17 protein-coding genes are annotated in these 19,469 nt (G+C 39.3%); 10 read left to right on the top strand and 7 right to left on the bottom strand.

Annotated features, from left to right (window positions below; genetic code table 11):
* Nucleotides 1-233: 233 nt before the first annotated feature.
* From EL17_RS04380 to EL17_RS04355, 6 genes are all read left to right on the top strand, one after another.
* Nucleotides 234-1,670, top strand: a complete 1,437-nt coding sequence (locus EL17_RS04380) for a sodium:solute symporter family protein (RefSeq protein ID WP_035070727.1) — start codon at nt 234-236, stop codon at nt 1,668-1,670.
* A 12-nt stretch (nt 1,671-1,682) separates the two neighbouring features.
* Nucleotides 1,683-2,126, top strand: coding sequence for a GNAT family N-acetyltransferase (locus EL17_RS04375; RefSeq protein ID WP_035070724.1), 444 nt, complete (start codon nt 1,683-1,685; stop codon nt 2,124-2,126).
* Between the two features lies 1 nt (nt 2,127).
* Nucleotides 2,128-3,198: an alanine racemase gene (locus EL17_RS04370; protein ID WP_035070719.1), complete on the top strand. Its 1,071-nt coding sequence runs from the start codon at nt 2,128-2,130 to the stop codon at nt 3,196-3,198.
* A 102-nt stretch (nt 3,199-3,300) separates the two neighbouring features.
* Entirely contained in the window at nt 3,301-3,906 is a 606-nt protein-coding gene (locus tag EL17_RS04365; protein WP_035070713.1) for a porin family protein, read from the top strand.
* Nucleotides 3,907-4,198: 292 nt separating this feature from the next.
* Nucleotides 4,199-4,768 (top strand): porin family protein, encoded by a 570-nt coding sequence (locus EL17_RS04360; RefSeq protein WP_035070707.1) that lies wholly within the window; start codon nt 4,199-4,201, stop codon nt 4,766-4,768.
* 186 nt (nt 4,769-4,954) lie between these two features.
* On the top strand, nt 4,955-6,046 hold the full coding sequence (locus EL17_RS04355) for a Gfo/Idh/MocA family protein (protein WP_035072050.1): 1,092 nt from the start codon (nt 4,955-4,957) through the stop codon (nt 6,044-6,046).
* Here EL17_RS04355 and EL17_RS04350 read toward each other — a convergent pair.
* The 3 genes from EL17_RS04350 to EL17_RS04340 all read right to left on the bottom strand — a co-directional run bounded on the left by EL17_RS04350 (nt 6,043) and on the right by EL17_RS04340 (nt 9,309).
* Complete coding sequence (locus EL17_RS04350) at nt 6,043-6,927, bottom strand: carbohydrate kinase family protein (protein WP_035070702.1); 885 nt, start codon at nt 6,925-6,927, stop codon at nt 6,043-6,045. The genes EL17_RS04355 and EL17_RS04350 overlap by 4 nt on opposite strands.
* Nucleotides 6,924-8,270 (bottom strand): sugar porter family MFS transporter, encoded by a 1,347-nt coding sequence (locus EL17_RS04345; RefSeq protein ID WP_035070696.1) that lies wholly within the window; start codon nt 8,268-8,270, stop codon nt 6,924-6,926. The genes EL17_RS04350 and EL17_RS04345 overlap by 4 nt, the downstream gene beginning before the upstream one ends.
* 421 nt (nt 8,271-8,691) lie before the next feature.
* Entirely contained in the window at nt 8,692-9,309 is a 618-nt protein-coding gene (locus EL17_RS04340; RefSeq protein ID WP_035070691.1) for a DUF4494 domain-containing protein, read from the bottom strand.
* A gap of 133 nt (nt 9,310-9,442) precedes the next feature.
* On the opposite strand from EL17_RS04340, the gene EL17_RS04335 reads away from it, so the two are divergent.
* The gene (locus EL17_RS04335) at nt 9,443-11,737 is read left to right on the top strand and encodes a patatin-like phospholipase family protein (protein ID WP_035070689.1); all 2,295 of its coding nucleotides are present in this window, start codon (nt 9,443-9,445) and stop codon (nt 11,735-11,737) included.
* Between the two features lie 120 nt (nt 11,738-11,857).
* Here the strand turns inward: EL17_RS04335 and EL17_RS04330 are convergent, their stop codons facing one another.
* Nucleotides 11,858-13,876 (bottom strand): cation:proton antiporter domain-containing protein, encoded by a 2,019-nt coding sequence (locus EL17_RS04330; protein WP_035070684.1) that lies wholly within the window; start codon nt 13,874-13,876, stop codon nt 11,858-11,860.
* A gap of 102 nt (nt 13,877-13,978) precedes the next feature.
* Nucleotides 13,979-14,458: an Mpo1 family 2-hydroxy fatty acid dioxygenase gene (locus EL17_RS04325; protein ID WP_035070681.1), complete on the bottom strand. Its 480-nt coding sequence runs from the start codon at nt 14,456-14,458 to the stop codon at nt 13,979-13,981.
* Between the two features lie 89 nt (nt 14,459-14,547).
* On the opposite strand from EL17_RS04325, the gene EL17_RS04320 reads away from it, so the two are divergent.
* Genes EL17_RS04320 through EL17_RS04310 form a run of 3 tightly spaced genes read left to right on the top strand, consistent with a single transcriptional unit; the run spans nt 14,548 to nt 17,812 of the window.
* Nucleotides 14,548-15,672 (top strand): NAD(P)/FAD-dependent oxidoreductase, encoded by a 1,125-nt coding sequence (locus EL17_RS04320; protein ID WP_035070678.1) that lies wholly within the window; start codon nt 14,548-14,550, stop codon nt 15,670-15,672.
* A 53-nt stretch (nt 15,673-15,725) separates the two neighbouring features.
* Complete coding sequence (gene nhaC / locus EL17_RS04315) at nt 15,726-17,207, top strand: Na+/H+ antiporter NhaC (protein ID WP_035070676.1); 1,482 nt, start codon at nt 15,726-15,728, stop codon at nt 17,205-17,207.
* Nucleotides 17,204-17,812, top strand: coding sequence for a 3'-5' exonuclease (locus EL17_RS04310; protein ID WP_035070673.1), 609 nt, complete (start codon nt 17,204-17,206; stop codon nt 17,810-17,812). Before nhaC ends, EL17_RS04310 begins: the two co-directional genes overlap by 4 nt.
* 146 nt (nt 17,813-17,958) lie before the next feature.
* Here EL17_RS04310 and EL17_RS04305 read toward each other — a convergent pair whose 3' ends face one another.
* Entirely contained in the window at nt 17,959-18,555 is a 597-nt protein-coding gene (locus EL17_RS04305) for a YigZ family protein (RefSeq protein ID WP_035070670.1), read from the bottom strand.
* On the bottom strand, nt 18,548-19,339 hold the full coding sequence (locus tag EL17_RS04300) for a hypothetical protein (RefSeq protein WP_164674958.1): 792 nt from the start codon (nt 19,337-19,339) through the stop codon (nt 18,548-18,550). Before EL17_RS04300 ends, EL17_RS04305 begins: the two co-directional genes overlap by 8 nt.
* Between the last annotated feature and the right edge of the window lie 130 nt (nt 19,340-19,469).

Raw genomic sequence — 19,469 nt, 5'->3', positions numbered from 1 at the left:
TTTGTTTCCGGTTTTAAATTTTTTTATAGCTTTGATGGATTGTATCGCCAGTTTGAAAACTCGCAATTTTTCTATACAATATTTATAGTTATAAATATTGTGAATTCAATATTTAATTGTCCTCATGGTTGATATTAATTTATAAAAACAGCTATTCTTTTAAATCCTGCAATAAACAGCTAACTTCGAAAATTCATATAAATCTTTCTTTTAGATAATTATTTATTTTTGGTATGGCATTGATTGATCTGGTAATATTTTTCATCTACATGGTGGTAATGTTGGGTGTGGGATATTACTTTATGAAAAGTAATAAAGGGCAGGATGATTATTATGTGGGAGGAAGAGATATTGGGCCCTGGCATATAGGACTGTCTGTAGTAGCTACAGATGTAGGAGGGGGGTTTTCTGTAGGCCTGGGGGGGCTGGGTTTTGTGATGGGTTTGTCGGGAAGCTGGATGTTGTTTACTGGACTTCTGGGGGCCTGGCTTGCTGCGGTCTATCTCATCCCAAAAGTTAAATCTAATCCAGCATTTGCTTCTTTCTATACCTTTCCCCAGATATTTAAATATCTATATAATAACCAGGTTGCCGTGGTGGCAGGGATAATTTGTTTTGTGGGATACCTCGGCTTTACATCTTCCCAGCTGCTGGCAGGAGCTAAGTTGGCCTCGGGCACATTTCCTGCACTGGACCTTAATATGGCCCTGATTATAATGGGGATAATAGCAGTGGTATATACCGTATTAGGCGGTCTGAAGGCTGTGATTTATACCGATACCATTCAATGGATCATCCTACTGATGGGATTTATCTTTATAGGGCTGCCGATATCTTACTTTCATGTAGGTGGATGGGATGGCATCAGATCCACCCTGCCGGATGAATTCTTTACCCTTACCAATATCAGATGGCAGGATTTTGTGAATTGGGGCATTACTATAATGCCTATTTGGTTTGTAGGTATGACACTTTATCAGCGGATATTTGCAAGTAGAGATGAAGCATCTGCCAAAAAAGCATGGTTTATAGCAGGGTTTTTTGAATGGCCTGTTATGGCTTTTCTGGGTGTATCCCTGGGGTTATTAGCTAGAGTGGCCTACGATCAAGGGCTTATAGGAGTAGGTATAGCTGATTTTGATCCCGAAATGGGACTGCCGATTCTGCTCAGTACGGTGTTACCTGCAGGGATAATGGGTTTAATGATGTCCGCCTATTTTTCGGCGGTGCTGTCTACCGCCGACTCTTGCTTAATGGCTGCCTCAGGAAACCTTACTACCGATTTGTTCAAAAAATATTTTGATCGACAGACGGACAAGAAAAATATGCGACTCAGTCAACTGTTTACTTTAATAATAGGAGCATGTGCTTTACTGATAGCTTGGCAGATGAGCAATGTGCTCACCTTAATGATATATTCCTATGCCTTTATGGTGTCAGGCCTTTTGGTACCGCTTTTGGCCGGACTTTTTTTGAACAGTACCAATGCTCTAGCTGCTATGGCCTCTATGATCGGTGGGGGATGCACTACCTTACTTCTCTCTTTGGGAGGTTGGAAGTTACCCTTAGAACTGGATCCCAATCTCTTTGGAGTGCTAATGTCATTAGCAGTGTTTTTGCTTGTACATACCTACGGAAAAAATAAAAAAACTAATATTAAATCCAGATAAGATATATATCATATGATTCAGATTGAAACTATTACAGCATCAGACCAGCCTATACTCTCTCAAAAAGATGAAATCGCTTCTTTTCTCTTCCAACACCTGGATCAGTATGGAGACCCAAAAGAGGATATCATGAAATGTCTTGACTATGCCCTTACTCCTGATATGAGACGTGGGGGAGGCTTTGTGGTACTGGCACGGGAACAAGGTAGTATAGTAGGTGCTGTGGTGCTGAATGAAACAGGTATGACCGGTTATATTCCTGAATATATATTGGTATACATCGCAGTCGATAGCAGTCAGCGGGGAAAGGGTATAGGCCGGAAAATAATGGCAACAGCCATAGAAAATGCATCCGGTGATATAGCACTACATGTCGAACCTGATAATCCTGCCAAAAAACTCTATGAAAGATTGGGTTTTACAAATAAATATTTGGAAATGAGATTAAAAAAATGAAATGGCCTTTTTAAACTTATATAGGGATAAACTTGAGAAAAATTTTAATTTTCTAAAAAACAGCTTTCAGGCGAATGATGTAGAATGGGGAGTAGTCTCTAAACTGCTCTGCGGTAATAAATTATATATCAAAGAACTGATCAGCCTCGGAGTCAGAGAAATCCATGATTCCAGGATCAGTAACCTAGCTACCGTAAAAGAGATAGCACCCAGCGTGCAGACAGTATATATCAAACCGCCCTCCAAAAGGAACATTTCCTCTATGGTCAAATACGCTGATGTGAGTCTAAACAGTGAATTAAACACTATCCGCTGGATCAGTGAAGAAGCCGTAAAGCAGAACAAAAAGCATAAGATCATCATCATGGTGGAGACCGGAGATTTAAGAGAAGGCGTGATGGGGGACCATCTGGTTGATTTTTATGCTAATGTTTTCGAACTTCCTAATATTGATATCATAGGCCTGGGCACTAATTTGAACTGTTTGAATGGCGTCATGCCATCCACTGATAAGCTAATTCAACTTTGTTTATATAAACAGATCATAGAATTAAAATTTAATAAACGGATTCCATGGGTTTCAGCAGGTACGTCTGTGACGATTCCGCTGATGCTTAGAAGTCAGCTGCCCAAAGGAGTAAACCATTTCAGGATAGGGGAGACATTATATTTCGGTGTAGATCTGTTTGAGGAAAAAGTCATAGATGGTATGGAGGGAGATGTTTTTGAGCTATTTGCTGAGATCATAGAAATGCAGGAAAAACCCCTTCTTCCTACAGGAATATTGGCGGCCAATCCTCAGGGCACCATAGCCGATATAGATGAATCACTTTATGGTAAATCCAGCTATAGGGCTATTCTGGATATAGGGCTTTTAGATGTTGATCCTAAATACCTTATCCCCGTGAAAGGTGAATTTGAAATATTGGGGGCCAGTTCAGATATGCTCATCCTAGATCTAGGGGATAATAAAGATCAAAAGCAGGTGGGAGATCTCATAAAATTCCACCTCAAATATATGGGGGCACTAGCCATTTTAAATTCAAATTATATAGAAAAAAAAGTACAATAACACCTTCCATTCGCCTTTTTTAAAATGTAGTTATTTTATTTTAAGAACTAGTATTGGCATGGTATTCGTATATGGTGGTTAAAATAACCAACTATAAAAATTATGAAAAAAGTATTTCTAGCAATCGTGGCATTAGTAACTTTATCTGTCACTGCCAATGCACAAGTAAGAACTCCAGCAGCAGATCAGCAAGCTACTTTTGGTATCAGAGGTGGTGTTAACTTCTATAATTGGAATGGCGGGGACGCATCTTTGGATAGCTATACCAATAGGGTAGGGTTTCATGCCGGTATCTATGGCAATATGTTTGTAACAGACAGGTTTTCTATTGAACCAGGTGCTTATTATTCTGTAAAGGGAAGTCAAAATGATGATTTTCTTAACTCTAGAGCGGTGCTTAGCTATATTGATGTACCTATCTTATTAAGATTTTACGCTACGGATGGATTGAATATCTTTGCAGGTCCTCAGGGTTCTATTTTACTTGGATCTACATTTGAAGGTGATTTCCTAGGTAATACCTTCCAGTGGGATACTGATGCGGTCAATAACCTTGATGCAGGTCTGGTTTTCGGTCTCGGCTATAACTTACCTATTGGATTGAATATTCAGGGTAGCTATGATTTGGGTTTGACTCCTGTATTTAAAGACAGTGATGCCAATATCTATAATAGAGGGTTTAAAATTTCCTTAGGATATAGTTTCTAATTAAACACATTCATGAAAGCAAGCTCATCGAGAGCTTGCTTTTTTTAATTTAGGATCAGCTATTATACCGGGCGTGATCTAATACATCACACAGCATGGAATACACTGCTGGTTCCGTTAATTATCAGGAATAGCATGCGAGATTCCATCCCATCCTTCAGGTCGGGCTAAGTTATGACGATTAAATAAAATATATACCAGTGAAACCGAGTATGATAATAGCATCAACGACAGGGATGATTATAGCATTTGCGAAGTTTCATGTAGCCTTTGAAAAACAAATTATAATCAGATGAAAAAATTTACTATAGTAATCATAATGCTAGTGATGTGCATGGTCAGTGTCCATGAGGTCAAAGCTCAGTTTCTCAATGCAGGAGTGCGTGCTGGATTAAGTTATCCTAACCTATCAGGAATTGATGCTGATACCTTCACAGGGTTTCATGCAGGTACGTATTTTAGAATGAATTTCTTAGGTTTATGGTCAGTAGAACCGGGTATACAGTACAGTCAAAAAGGATTTCGTTCTTTAAGTTCTTCCCAAGGTGGTGAAAGTTCTGATAGGTTTCATACAATAGAAGTACCTGTCCTGGTAAGGTTCACTTTGCTGCCATTGGTAAATATATTTGCTGGGCCACAGGCATCATATTTGGTAGGAAGAAATTTCAGCGGGGCTACCTCCTTTACCAATACAGATAATTTAAGAAATTATGATCTGAGTGGGGTAGTAGGTGTAGGTCTGAATTTGCCGTTAGGCTTTAATCTTCAGGGAAGCTATGATTTTGGTCTTACCAGTGTCAATTATGATGGTCTGGATTCGTATAATAATGTGATAAAGATTTCTTTGGGCAAGGACTTTTAGGAATATGCAGGCACTAAAAAAAAACCGGTCATACCGGTTTTTTTTTGCTCCGGATTAAATGGTTTGGTATAACTGTTTATTTTAATAGGCAGAATTTCAGTATAGCTGAAACAAAATACTGACTATTGCCATTTATATTTAGGGTGTTTAATACTTATGTATATTGACCTTTCTAAAAACTGTCATATGAACCGACGTAAATTTTTGCATAGCACTGCACTGACCGGGTCAGCCCTGTCTCTATCCACTATTCCCTTTTTGATGCCTTCAAATCGGCCTACCAACCGAAAGGAAAAATTAGGAGTGGCACTGGTGGGCTTGGGAGGTTATAGCTCAGGGCAGCTTGCCCCAGCACTTCAAAATACCGATCACTGCTACCTAGCAGGCATAGTTACAGGTACTCCCAGTAAAGCAGAAACTTGGAAGAAAAAATATGATATACCAGATGATAACATTTACAACTATGATAATTTTTCCACTATAGCTGATAATCCGGATATTGATGTGGTATACATAGTGCTTCCTTCCGGTATGCACGCAGAGTATGCTATAAAGGCTGCCCATGCAGGAAAACACGTCTGGTGTGAAAAACCGATGGCCAAAACAGTGGCAGAATGTCAGGCTATCATAAATGCATGTGAGCAGAACAATGTGCGTCTATCCATAGGATACAGAATGCAGCATGAGCCCAATACACAAAAATTTAAAGAAATGGCTCAAAACAAAAAATTTGGAGCACCACGAATGATAGAAACAGCTGCAGGATTCCATGATACCAGAACTGGACACTGGAGATTGGATGCTGAATTAGGCGGAGGAGCTACTTATGATATGGGGGTTTATTGTATAAATGGTGCTCGCTATATTTATCAAAAAGAACCTGTATCCGTCATGGCCTACGAAAGTACTACCCGTCCAGAGATATTTAAGGAAGTAGATGAAACGATGAACTTCATATTGGAATTTCCGGATGGTCTTTACGCCAATTGTATAACAAGCTTTGGGATAAATCTGGGAAGATTAATAGTCACTGCAGAAAATGGGGATTTTAGATTAGAACCCTTCCAATCCTATAATGGTCTTAAAGGCTCAGGTAGTGATGGTACTACTTTCTCTGATAAAGTAAAAAGTCAGCAGGCAGTTCAAATGGATAACGATGCCAAAGCAATAAAGGGAAAGGCCCCCTTTATTGCTCCCGGTGAAGAAGGGCTTAAAGATATCAAAGTAGTGGAAGCTATTTTCAAATCTGCTAAAGAGGGACGGCGGGTAGTGGTTTAAGCTCCGTGGTCTATTATACTGTTGATGTCTTGTAACGAATAGGTAGGGGTGGCTCCCTGGTGAGTGGCTACCAAAGCCCCCATGGCGCAGGCAAAGTTTAACATTTTATGCGGGGACATATTATGAAGATAGCTATAAACCAAACCAGAAAGGAAAGCATCTCCTGATCCCACTGTATCTTTGACTACCACCTGATAGCTCGGATGTTCATAATACTTGCCTTGGTAATATAGCAAAGCCCCATCACTACCCCGGGTGATACATACCATTTTAAGACCATAAGCTTCTGCTAATTTTTCACTGGCTATATTGAGCTCAGAAGAAAAATTATGATATTCTGCTAAAAGCTGGACTTCCTCTTGATTCACTTTGAGGATATCAGCTTGGCGTAAGAGGTCTTCCATCTGATTCATTTTATAATGAGGAGCCCTTATGTTTATGTCAAATATTTTCAGAGTAGTGGTGCTGAGCAATTTATTTAAAGTGACTGCACTGATGACATCTCTGGCTGCTAAACTACCATAGATAAAGGCTTCGGCTTTATCTACTGCATTTTGGGTTGCCTCTGTCCACTCGATGGCATCCCAAGCCACGGGAGCCACAATGTCATACTTTACATTTTGGTGGTCACTGTCATCTACAATGACTTTTCCGGTAGGTAGGTTCTTGTCTTGAGACAGAAGATGCATATCCATCTTTCTTTTCTTTAAATAAACCAATAATTCCTTTCCAGATAGATCATTCCCTACTTTTGAGATCATTTGGCTGTGAAATCCCAGTTGGTTTAAATTGAGAGCCACATTCATAGGAGCACCTCCGGGAAGGTGCTTATCTCCAAAAAGGTCCCATAATACTTCACCGAAACAAACGATTTTTTTCATATCGTTTCCTTTTTTAAGTTCTTGCCTATTTGTTCTAAAGATTTGCCTATAGTCTCCGGCATGATAAACAATACCCAAAGTAACTGCACTACCATCATGAAACAAAAGAAACCAAATATATATGCTGGACCTAAAGTAGTAGCCAGGTAGGGGAATATATTAGCTATGACTGCTGCTAATATCCAATGGGTAAAACATCCCAATGACTGTCCGCTGGCTCTAAGTGAATTAGGGAATATTTCCGAAATGAACACCCATATCACACTTCCCTGCCCAATGGCATGGGAAGCAATGAAAATAAATACAAATATGGGTAGGAGAGGGCCTTCCATACTTATACCCCCCATAAAATTGAGGCTGATCAAACCCAATGAAATGATATATCCGATGGATCCTATAATCATCAGTTTTTTTCGTCCTATCCTGTCGATTAGAAACAAACCAAACATGGTACCTATCAAATTCACTACACCGATTCCTATGGTGGAAAATAGTGCGTTTTCTGCCGAAATGCCTCCTAGTTCGAATATCCTCGGAGCAAAATAAATGATGGCATTGATACCTGATACCTGGTTGAATACTGCTATCATAATCGCTAGACCGGTTATACTGATGAACTTTGGATCAAAGAGGTTCCAGAATCTTGATTTGGACTGATTCGTTTTATTTTCTTCGTATGTAGACTGAATGATAGAAGCTGCCGAATCTGGATCCGTTCTGTTTAGAATGTCCCGCGCCTGGGTAATGTCATTTCTATTTGTTACCAGCCATCTAGGGCTCTCAGGTACTTTAAATACCATTACAGTATATATAATGGCTGGGATGGCTTCCACGCCCAGCATCCATCTCCAGGCGTCCTGAAGAGCTGCTGTGCCGATGAGGTAATTGGATAGATAGGCTATTAAGATACCAAATACTAGATTAAACTGAAAAAGTGCCACCAGCTGACCTCTATTCTTGGCAGGTGCTATCTCACTGATATACATAGGAGCTACCACAGAAGATGCTCCAACCCCTATTCCGCCTATAAATCGGAATATCATAAAAGAATATATTTCGGGGGCCAGGGCTGACCCTAAGGCAGATACGAAAAAAAGTAAGCCGATCATAAGAAGAGTAGGTTTCCTCCCAAATTTATCAGCAGGCAATCCTCCAAATAGCGCCCCCAGTACAGTGCCATATAACGCTATTGCCACTGCCAATCCATGATAGAAATCAGACAGCTGCCAATGGACCTGTATAGCCCTTTCAGCCCCTGAAATTACTGCTGTATCAAAACCAAATAGAAACCCTCCCAGTGCCGCCACTATTGAAAGGAAATACACATATTTTTTATTTGCCATTTTTGAAAAATTTTGTACAATCTAAGCAGATTGGTTTGAATATAAAAGCAGAGGAAGAGGATAATTATGGAAATTCATGCCTAATTACGGTAACTAAATCGATTTTGTTTAATATATCTCCTGCTATTATATCTATAATAGTTTAAGTGTTACTTTAAAACCGCTTAGCATATTCATATTTACTATCGGTTTATATCCTTCCCCGGTATGTATTCTACTTAAAAGCATATGTATTCGGGTCACTATATTGATATATTGAGATTGGAGCTTATCCTAATTTTTTTTGATACTGCGGTATAGGTATAGTTTGCCGTATTGGCCACAGAAGGGCTTTTCTAAAAATAAAAAAATAGACCTATCAGTTTAAAAATGAATCTGCATTGCAAAAAAAAGAGCAACCTTTAGCTGCTCTTTTTAAAAATTAATTTTCTTCATTTTCAAGATTGGTTTCATATTCGGACTCCTCTTGATCCTCTTCCGCTTTTTCCTCTTTGGCTGATTTCCTGGCATTTTCCTGTTCAAACCTAGCTTGATCCCTTCTTTCCTGTTCCGCTTTGACTTCGCTTACCGGACGGAGATTAGCTCCTGGAGGGGGGAGAAGTTCTTCATCTTCTTTTTCGTAAGGGAAAATTTCGACTATGGGGCTTTCTGTCACATCTGGGACATTGAAACTAACCAGCATATTGCTCATGCTTTCATATATCCTTTCGTAGGCCTCTTTTACATTATGGGCAGTTACCAGCATGTATTGTGTGACTTTTTTCTCTTTACCACTATCAGCATCAGCTACTACATAAGTGATTTTACATTTATGCCAAATGTCTACATCTTCATAAAAAAACACATCGACTATATTGCTTTTGCTGATATTGGTCACCTGAAAGTCACCCCTGATGACACTTCCCAACATGTCATAAATTCTGGCTTCAGCTTCGGTAAAAGATACCGCATCCACCAGGTACTGTTCTGATACATTTTTGAGCAATCCCTGCTCATTTTCCTTCGCGTATTTTACTTTACACAAAAACCAAGTTCTCATTGCAATTCTATCTGATTATGGTGGGCTAAGGTACTACCTATTTGAGAAAGGCCAAATAATATTACCTTAATTTATGTCAGTTTTTATATGTGGTTAATTTATTTGCATTAAATTGAAAGCAAAAGATAAACCTATGTGGGATAAGTTTTTTTATAGCTTTCCAATCCAGTTATTTCTACTTCATGTACGTAAAAATATAGCCCTAGTAGGTATATGGGCGCTGCTTTCATCTATAGTATTGGAAGGTTTTGGGAAGGTTTTGGGAATACCCTATTTATTTTTGGATCCAGAGTACCTTAATGAAGTAACCTGGCTTGGTTTTTTTATGGTAGGAATAGGATTTGCCATTTATACGATGGCTTTCCATATGACGGTGTATATCATAGATGGATCTAAGTTCAAGTTCTTAGCGATTCTCCGTAAACCTTTTTTACAGTTTTGTATTAATAATGCCATACTGCCTGGGATCTTTTACCTGATCTATATTTTTGCAGTGATCCGTTTTCAATTGGACAATGATCTGGAAAACCCATGGGTTATAGTAGAGTTTTTACTGGGTTTTGCAGGGGGGAGCATAGCCACATTTATTTTTTTATTCATTTATTTCGGATTGACCAACAAGCATTTCTTTGTCCTGTTTGCCGATAATGTAGACAAACAATTACGGAAGGCTTCCATCCCGAGGGCAAATGTCATCTCAAGGTATAAGGATCAAAAGAAGAGAAGGGACAAAATATTAACTTACCTCAGCCCCTCTTTGAAACTGAGGGAAGTCAGGAAAGACCTTTTTAGGTTTGAAGGTCATAAGCTCCTCAGGGTATTTGATCAAAACCACCTTAATTTATTCTTGCTTCAAATCATATTGGTCATTTTAATTCTCTTCCTGGGTTTCTTTAGGGAAGAAAAGTTTTTGCAGTTTCCTGCCGCTATGAGTTCCATATTACTTTTGGCCATCTTTACCATGGCTGTAGGTGCCGTCAGCTTTTGGCTTAGAAACTGGGCCACTGCCCTTGCTATACTGATTTTTTTATTGGTGAATATGACTTCCCAAACGACCCTTCTAAATAGGCCTCATAAAGCATTTGGTCTGGATTATGATACGCCTCCTGCTAGGTATGATATCGAACAGATCAATGCTATACTTCATCCCGATACGGTAGTAATGGATAAGATGGAAACCAAAGTTATACTGGATACCTGGAGAAGTCAATTCCCGGAGAACAAACCACCCAAAATGGTAATATTGGCCAATAGCGGCGGGGGGCAGCGGGCTGCCCTTTGGTCCCTGAATGTACTACAGCAGGCACATGCTGCTACGGGGGGGAGGATGTTCAAATGTGCCCGGCTGATAACCGGGGCATCAGGCGGAGTGATAGGGGCAGGTTTTTTCAGAGAAATTTACTTAAGGTCGCTTACGGACACAGCTATAGATGTGACTTCACAAGAATATTTAAAACAGATTTCATCTGATAATTTAAATCCTATCATTTTCACTCTTTTAGTCAATGATTTACTCATCCGAAACCAATACTTTGAGTACAATGGGAGAAGGTATCTTAAAGATAGGGGGTATGCTTTTGAATCTCAATTGAACCAAAATACGAAAGGGATATTGGATAAACCCCTAAAAGATTATTACTTGCCGGAGAAAAATGGGATAATTCCTATGATGGCCATAACCCCCCTGATAATTAATGACGCCCGTAAGCTATTTATTTCACCACATTCTATGAGTTATATGGGCGTGTCGATGCAAAGGTTTGAAGGACAAAGGGAAAAAAGCCAGGCAATAGATTTTAAGCGGTTTTTTTCCAAGCACGATGCAGATAACCTTCGCTTCATCAGTGCTCTGAGGATGGGGGCTACATTTCCTTTTATAACACCAAATATACAATTGCCATCTGATCCACAGATGGAACTTATGGATGCCGGTCTTTCTGATAATTTTGGCATACAGGATGCCATGCGGTTTCTATATGTCTTTAGGGAATGGATAGAAGAAAATACTTCTGGAGTAGTATTGGTAACTGTAAGGGATTCTGAAAAATTTTCAGAAATCGAAAAAAAACGTCCGCCCAGTCTTGTCCAAAAAATTGTGACACCATTAAAGAATATTTACATTAATTGGGATAATGTGCAGACTTTAAACAATGAAGCGTTGTACAATTATATGAGAGAGATCCTGGAGGTGGACCTTGAAAGGATTGAATTCGAATATGCTACTAGGAATTTTGTAAAAGAGCGAGTAGGGTATGCTGACAATGATCAAGTGCAGCAAGAAGAAGTGGAAATAGAAAGGGCCTCACTTAACTGGAGACTTACAGCAAGAGAAAAAAAATCAATTGTAGAAAGTATCCATACACCAAACAATCAACATTCACTCAAACGTTTAAAAGAAATATTTCAAGACGATACTAGTCCCAGATAAAATCGAGCATGAATAATAATTGACTTCTTAAAGGACCAGCTAACATAAGTAGTTTTCACTTAGCCTTCCTGGCGGGCAGGTAAAGGCTGTTGTAAACCAGATATATTGACGATGATATATTTAATATAAACTGACGATTTCTTCAAATTCCCGTATGCTTTCTGGCTTACCTACTACATAGATCAAATCTCCCAACCGTAATTTTGTATCGCCTGAAATATCGGTAAAAGTTCTTCCTTTCCTTCTGATGGCTACAATGTTGATCCCAGTATTTTCACGGATGTTCATGTCGATAAGTTTAGGACCTACATATTCACTGTCTTTATCAATTTTCAAGGACACGAAATTGATTTCCGGAAGGGCCATTTTCAATCTTTCCTTTGGATTTATAGCGGTGGTAGACCTAAACATTTCATAATTTCTGGATCTGACATCTTCGGTAAAATCCTCTATTTCATCTTTTGGTACCAGATATTTATTCAGCACCCTTGTAAAAATTTCTATGCTGGTCTCAAACTCTTCTGGGATCACTTCATCTGCGCCGAGTTTTACATTGGCATCTATTTCATTTACATACCTTGTACGCACGATTACAAAGGCATTTTGAGTAAAGTGTCTAATGTTCATTAAAATGCCCTTAGTAGCATCACTATCGGATATGGCTATGACTACGACTCTGGCTTTATGAACGTTCACATGCTCCAGTACAGACTCGTTGGCTGCATCACCATAGATGATCGGTTCTCCCTTGGCTTTTTCTGTCCTTACCGTTTCAGGATTCATTTCTATTATGGCATAAGGAATGCGTGCTCTTTTAGCTGCCTTAGAAAGATTTTTGCCATTAAGGCCGTACCCTATGATCACCAAATGATCCTGGAGCTCATTATCTTCTTCTATACCAGGTTCGATTTTTGGTTTAGCTAGCTCTATTTTATCCTTAATGGGCTTCGGTAAGGGCAGGTCTAATATACTGTAGGCCAGTTTTTCACGTGCATTCAGTACAAATGGCGTAATGGCCATCGTGATGATGGATATAGCTAAAAAATACTGATAAGTAATATCATCCAACAATTCGTATCGGTATCCTTCTTTGGCCAAAAGTAGAGAGAATTCCCCTACCTGAAATAATGAAAATCCTACAATGAAAGCTTCTTCCAATGTACTCCCTATCGCTTTTACGGCTATACTTGCTATGATAAATTTAACCATAAACGTTAAAAACACGAGCCCCAGAATGATAAAAAAGTGATGGTATAAAAAGCTTACATCGAAAAGCATTCCTACCGAAACAAAGAAAAAACTGAGAAATATCTCTCTGAAAGGTACAATCTTCCCCGTAGCATGATGACTGTATTCAGATTCGCTGATAATAAGTCCTGCGAGAAATGCCCCCAGACCCAGTGACAGTCCCAGCAGAGAAGTAAGGTATGCCACCGCAAAACATGTAACTATAATACAGAGTAAAAACAATTCCGCATTTCTGGTTTTTGCCACCCGGAAAAGTAAATTAGGCATGAGATATTTGGCACTTATGATGGTAATCGCTACCACTACAAGCCCTTTTAAAGCCATATATAGCAGGGAAAGGGCAATGTTTTCAGACTCGCCGGCGAGCATAGGCGTAAAAAGCATAAGAGGCACGATGACTACATCCTGAAAAATCAGAATGGCCAAAGTGGTTCTTCCAGAAATGGTATTTACCTGACCTCCTTCCTGAAGGAGCTTTAATACTATGGCAGTACTGCTGAGGGAAAATAAGAACCCAAAGAAAACAGCTATATTCCAATCATAACCGAGAAAGTAAGTGATAAAAGTGGTAGCGGCAATGGTAAGTACCACTTGTAAGGTACCGCCGATAAAGACTGCTTTTTTGATGCTCAATAGACTTTTAAGAGAGAATTCCATTCCGATCACGAAGAGAAGTAAGATCACCCCGATTTCAGAAAGCACTTCTACCGCCTGAGAGGCAGTAACTACCGACAGCCCATAGGGGCCTGCTATGGCCCCAGTAAGGAGAAAACCTATTATAGTAGGTACCTTTAGCCGCATAAAAAGTAGAATCACCCCTGTGGCCAGGCCAAATATGACCACGATATCAGAAAGAAGTGGTAACTCTACTGAAGCAAGCAAAAAAGACATAATTGATGATTTGGTTTAAACCTTAAAAATACAATAAGATTTATATATACAGTCACATAATTTGGGCTTATCCTAATAAATTATAATCTGCTATTAATACCGTCAATATGCAAACCCAAATTTTTTGTATATAAAATGCATCAGCCAGGCAGGTCCTATCAATAGGAATTGAAGGTCTTTTAGGAATGATGGTTTCTTGCCCTCGATTTTGTGCCCATAAAACTGAAATACCCATGCCAATATAAATACTAAGATACCTATAGACCAAAGTGGAAAAGGGCTGATAATATCTATCAGGTTAGCTACAGCCAGGCAAACTGCCGAAAATAAAAACATACCCAATGCCAGTGGGGGAGAAAGTGTGGTATAATATATCAGTACCACCACTAGTACCAGTGTGGCCCAATTGGAAAAGTTACTTAAAAGAGGTTCTAAAGCTACTAATGGACCCTGGGGAATACAGAAAAGCAGTGCCACTATGCTAAAGAAAATCGCCGGTACACAAATCCAGTGGATTGTCTTATTAGTAGGGTTCTGGTGGCTCAGCCCATATTCAGCAAGTAATACATCGATTTTTCTCATAAGGTAGAAGAGGTATAAATAGGCAATTCTGTTTTAATAGTTGGTTTAATATAGTAAATTGAGACGGAAATTAAACCACTTTTTTTCAAATGATAAGTTACTGGGAAAAGAAAAATTTTATCCGTTATGATTTTATTGTCATAGGGGCAGGTATTGTGGGGCTATCTACAGCTATACACCTTAAAGTCAAATTCCCTGATAAAAGCGTAATGGTAGTAGAGCGGGGGATTTTCCCAAGTGGCGCCAGTTCCCGCAATGCTGGGTTTGCCTGTTTTGGAAGTGTTTCCGAAATTTTGGATGATTTGGAGCGTTTAAGTGAAGATGAGGTGGTAGAACTGGTGGCCAAACGGTATAACGGATTATCCGAAATCACTGAAATTTTTGGGGAAGATCTTTTGGGATACGAAAAAACAGGAGGGTATGAGATCATTAGAAACGAAGAGTTGGGCAGTCTGGATCAGATGGACCGGATCAATAAAATGCTGAAACCATTATTTGGTGAAACGGTGTTTACTAAAGTTTCAAACATTGATAAATTTAAGTTTTCAGATAAGGTAAAAGCAGTAATTAAGAACAAATATGAGGGGCAGTTGGATTCAGGAAAATTTATACGGGCACTGTGGCATAAATGTCAGGAAATGAAAATTCAGCTGTTTACCGGAGCTGAAGTGGAGGATATAGATAGGGAAAGCGGTACAGTCAATGTAAAAAATCCTATCTATAAAAATAAAATAAGTTTTCATGCTGAAAAAATAGCCCTTTGTACCAATGCTTTTTCTGGTCAGTTTCTACCAGATCTTCAGATGAAGCCAGGGCGAGGGATGGTGATGGTGTCCAAACCAATAAAAAATTTTCCTTGGGAAGGCGCCTTTCACGTAGATAAAGGCTATACCTATTTTAGAAATGTGGATAGCAGACTGCTGATAGGCGGAGGCAGGAATATGGATTTCATAAATGAAGAAACCAATGCATTTGGTATCAATGCAGTCATTAAGGACTATTTGGTAAAAATGACTCAAGAAACTATTTTCCCAAATGCATCCATAGAATTCGAAATGGAATGGTCTGGTATTATGGGGTTTGGTAACAATAAGATTCCCTACGTAAAATTGCTGGATGATAAAACAGGTGTGGCCATCCGTATGGGGGGTATGGGAGTGGCTATTGGCTGGCAGGCAGCCAAAGAATTGGTAAACCTTTTCGAATCCACATAAAATCATATTTTTTTATTAATTTCACCCTTTCCTATTATTTTCAAAAGCGTTAAATGTTAACAAAACCACGGAAGCCAACCCTATTAGAGTCTTTATTTCCGATTGCCTTTCTAATTATTTTATTGGTGATCAATATCAATATTTTTGGTACTGACGGACTTTCTGGATCCAACCAGATGGTACTGGTCATATCATCTGCATTGGCGGCCTTAGTAGCAGTATTCAGATTAAATATCCAATGGGACGCGCTGCAGGAAGGTATCATCAGAAGCATAAGTGCTGCCATGTCTTCGATTTTAATTCTCCTTTTGATCGGGTCTCTGGCTGGTACCTGGATGATAAGCGGGATCGTGCCTGCCATGATTTATTATGGACTACAGATATTAAATCCCACTATATTTTTAATAGCAGCTTGTATCGTCAGTGCCATAGTATCTATAGCCACAGGCAGCAGCTGGACTACTGTGGCTACGGTAGGAGTGGCATTACTCGGTATAGGAAAGGCACTGGGTTTTGAAGAGGGGCTGATCGCGGGAGCCATTATATCGGGAGCTTATTTTGGAGATAAAATGTCACCACTATCAGATACCACTAATTTAGCTCCGGCCATGGCGGGTACTGACCTTTTTACCCATATCAGACATATGACCAAAACCAATGTGCCTTCTATTTTGCTTACCTTGGGGATATTTGGGGGCATAGGGTTTATAAGTGGGGCAGAAGGTTCTGTTGATCAGGTAAAACAAATATCAGAAGTGATTTTAGAGAGGTTTGAAATAAATGGATGGCTTTTTATTGTCCCTATAATAGTTATTGCACTCATTTTAAAAAAAGTACCAGCTGTACCTGCATTACTGGCAGGTGCTCTTTTAGGCGGAGTTTTTGCGGTAATTTTTCAGCAGAATCTGATCATTTCACTGGCTGAAGAGCCTGGTAGAAGTTTTACTTATAGTGCCTTTAAAACAGTAATGATGGCCCTATATGGGCCTATAAGTGTAACCACCTCCAATGAAGTGGTCAATGAGCTGCTGGTGACCGGTGGTATGGCAGGCATGCTGTATACTATCTGGCTCATCATCTGTGCGATGATATTTGGGGGCATTATGGAAGAAAGCGGCATGTTAAAGGTAATAGCAGAGGCTATAATAGCAAAGGTTCATTCTTTAGGATCTCTGATAGCATCTACCGCTGCTACCTGCATGTTCTTTAATGTAACTACTTCTGATCAATACTTGGCTATATTGGTCCCGGGCAGAATGTTTGCAGATATATATAAAAAGCGAGGCCTTAAAGGAGAAAACCTGAGCAGGACACTGGAAGACAGCGGTACCGTAACTTCCGTATTGGTGCCCTGGAATACCTGTGGGGCCACTCAGGCCTCGGTGCTTGGCGTGGCTACATTGACTTATGCTCCCTATTGCTTTTTTAATATTATAAGTCCCCTTATGACCATTTTATTTGGCTATCTTAAGTTGGGAATCAATTTTTACAGTGAAGAAGAATTAAAAGAAATAGAACAGGAATTAGCCGTATGATCCCATTTAAGATATCAAAAAATGAAGTGAATGATCTGCCCCTGGGACAGTTTGAAGGGGATATTCATCTTATAGATGATCTTCAGCTATTACCAGATGTGGTAGGTGAGCTGAGGCAGTATATGAGAATTGGTTTTGATACAGAAACAAGGCCTGCCTTTAGAAAAGGAGTCAGTTATGATGTTTCACTATTGCAGCTATCTACGTTGGATACCGCATTTTTATTCAGACTCAATCATATAGGATTTCCAGATGCTATCAAGAGGATATTGGAAGATCCGAATATCATAAAAATAGGGGCGGCTGTCAGGGATGACCTGAAAGCACTCAAAAAGCTAAATGAAAATTTTAATCCGCTTTCGTTTTTTGACCTCAATGAAGAGCTGAAAAAGATAGGTTTTCATAATGTTGGTGTCAGAAACTTAAGCGCTATGGTGCTCAATATACGCATATCCAAAGCAGAACAGGTGTCTAACTGGGAGGCAGATGTGCTGACAGAAAAACAAAAATTGTATGCCGCTACAGATGCCTGGGCATGTCTGGAGATTTTTGAGGAACTGAACCAAAAAGGATACCTTGATGAACTTTTTAATAGGGGATATTAAATATGCTATGCCAAAGCTTCAATGATGCCATCAACCTTTAATCATCAAATTAAGTGGACAGAAGAACGTATTTTTTTGATTTAATAAGGGATATTGGCTCCGTCATGTAATAAAGTGTACAGACAATATCACTAAAAATCCTGGAATCAATTGAGGATATTAGCCGATGAGATTTCTATGAGACGTTCCATAAACTTGTCGAAATTGGCTTCCCTTACCCTTATGGTCATAGTACAGGTATTGTCGAACTCTTGTTTTTTTATCTCCAGATCATATTCTTTGATCAGCCTCATGACCTCATTCATATCAAGATAGTCAAAAGTAAACCTGATATTTTTAGTCACCATTTCTGTGATGATTTCATTGGCCTGGATGGCTTCGGCTGCCGCAGTTTTATAAGCATTGATCAGCCCACCCACCCCTAATTTAGTACCACCAAAATACCTGACCACTACGATGAGTACATTGGTAAGGTCCTTAGACCTGATTTGTCCCAAAATAGGATCACCTGCACTGTGATTAGGTTCTCCATCATCATTGGTCCTATAATTTTCTTTATCCTTCCCTAGCATATAGGCATAGCAATGGTGCCTGGCATCATAATATTTTTTTCTAAGCGTATCCAGCTTTTCCTTAATTTCGTGATCGTCACTTACAGGAAACGCAAAGGCTAGGAACTTGCTTCCTTTCTCTTTATAAAGACCCTCTGACGCTTCTTTAAGGGTAAGAAAAGTGTCATTCATTTGTCCAGCTGATTAGAATTAAAGATACCAAAGCCAAAAATACACCGAGATAATTGATCTTCATAAGTCTGTCATGGAATATACATACAGATACCAGGGATCCTCCCAGTATGATACCGATATTGACCAAAGGGTAAATCAGTGCCCCATTGCTATCAAATGTATCGAGGCTTTTTAATAAGAATATCATAGAAAAAAAATTGGGCACACCCAGTAAAAGACCGCCATACAATGATCTGTTCTGCAGGCCATTCCCCTTGATCAATAACCAGATCACTCCCCAAATAAATGTCAAAATGAAAATACTGATTACGAATATGGCGTCTTCCCCCTGCTGGAGATACTTTAAGTTGGCAAAGTTGATCAATGTGTCTATTGTGCCCCCTAATAAAAAGACGCCTATAGGAAGTATCAGAGGATGGTCTTTTTTCCGGAAATTTTTTATTTTACTTAACTTGGGTTGAAATGAAGCCAAAACGATAGCTACTAAAGCCAATAGTATCCCTACAGAATTTATGGGGGAAAGCTCGGTATGTCCTCTGGAAAAAAGCAATAAACTAAACGATACCGGGATTACCAGCGATAGCTTTGAGGCAATGGTGGCCACTGTGATGCCCATCCGCTGGGTGGTATGGGCCATCAGCAAGAACGTAAGAATAAATGCAAAGCTTAGAAACAATGCAATATATCCCCACGCTGGAAAATAGTCTACTTGATGTATATATGCTGCTAAAGTGGATGAATAAAAAACTACACCGGTGAGCACACAAAATAGATAATTCATTACAATGGCCTGCAGGGTATTGATCCTATATTTAGGATATATCCTAAAGACTACAAAAATTAGTACATTGGATAAAATACATAGCAGAAGGTAAATCATGAATGCCTAAAAATAGGTTTATTTTATGGGT

Origin of the sequence: Anditalea andensis, assembly GCF_000714815.1 — a bacterium.
Lineage (GTDB): Bacteria > Bacteroidota > Bacteroidia > Cytophagales > Cyclobacteriaceae > Anditalea > Anditalea andensis.
This window is presented reverse-complemented; position numbering and strand designations above follow the sequence as displayed.

What these genes read in the sequence shown, in the direction of transcription:
- EL17_RS04380 (WP_035070727.1), top strand. Translation starts at nt 234, where the DNA reads ATGGCATTGATTGATCTGGTAATATTTTTCATCTACATGGTGGTAATG.
- EL17_RS04375 (WP_035070724.1), top strand. Translation starts at nt 1,683, where the DNA reads ATGATTCAGATTGAAACTATTACAGCATCAGACCAGCCTATACTCTCT.
- EL17_RS04370 (WP_035070719.1), top strand. Translation starts at nt 2,128, where the DNA reads ATGGCCTTTTTAAACTTATATAGGGATAAACTTGAGAAAAATTTTAAT.
- EL17_RS04365 (WP_035070713.1), top strand. Translation starts at nt 3,301, where the DNA reads ATGAAAAAAGTATTTCTAGCAATCGTGGCATTAGTAACTTTATCTGTC.
- EL17_RS04360 (WP_035070707.1), top strand. Translation starts at nt 4,199, where the DNA reads ATGAAAAAATTTACTATAGTAATCATAATGCTAGTGATGTGCATGGTC.
- EL17_RS04355 (WP_035072050.1), top strand. Translation starts at nt 4,955, where the DNA reads ATGAACCGACGTAAATTTTTGCATAGCACTGCACTGACCGGGTCAGCC.
- EL17_RS04350 (WP_035070702.1), bottom strand. Translation starts at nt 6,927, where the DNA reads ATGAAAAAAATCGTTTGTTTCGGTGAAGTATTATGGGACCTTTTTGGA.
- EL17_RS04345 (WP_035070696.1), bottom strand. Translation starts at nt 8,270, where the DNA reads ATGGCAAATAAAAAATATGTGTATTTCCTTTCAATAGTGGCGGCACTG.
- EL17_RS04340 (WP_035070691.1), bottom strand. Translation starts at nt 9,309, where the DNA reads ATGAGAACTTGGTTTTTGTGTAAAGTAAAATACGCGAAGGAAAATGAG.
- EL17_RS04335 (WP_035070689.1), top strand. Translation starts at nt 9,443, where the DNA reads ATGTGGGATAAGTTTTTTTATAGCTTTCCAATCCAGTTATTTCTACTT.
- EL17_RS04330 (WP_035070684.1), bottom strand. Translation starts at nt 13,876, where the DNA reads ATGTCTTTTTTGCTTGCTTCAGTAGAGTTACCACTTCTTTCTGATATC.
- EL17_RS04325 (WP_035070681.1), bottom strand. Translation starts at nt 14,458, where the DNA reads ATGAGAAAAATCGATGTATTACTTGCTGAATATGGGCTGAGCCACCAG.
- EL17_RS04320 (WP_035070678.1), top strand. Translation starts at nt 14,548, where the DNA reads ATGATAAGTTACTGGGAAAAGAAAAATTTTATCCGTTATGATTTTATT.
- nhaC (WP_035070676.1), top strand. Translation starts at nt 15,726, where the DNA reads ATGTTAACAAAACCACGGAAGCCAACCCTATTAGAGTCTTTATTTCCG.
- EL17_RS04310 (WP_035070673.1), top strand. Translation starts at nt 17,204, where the DNA reads ATGATCCCATTTAAGATATCAAAAAATGAAGTGAATGATCTGCCCCTG.
- EL17_RS04305 (WP_035070670.1), bottom strand. Translation starts at nt 18,555, where the DNA reads ATGAATGACACTTTTCTTACCCTTAAAGAAGCGTCAGAGGGTCTTTAT.
- EL17_RS04300 (WP_164674958.1), bottom strand. Translation starts at nt 19,339, where the DNA reads ATGAATTATCTATTTTGTGTGCTCACCGGTGTAGTTTTTTATTCATCC.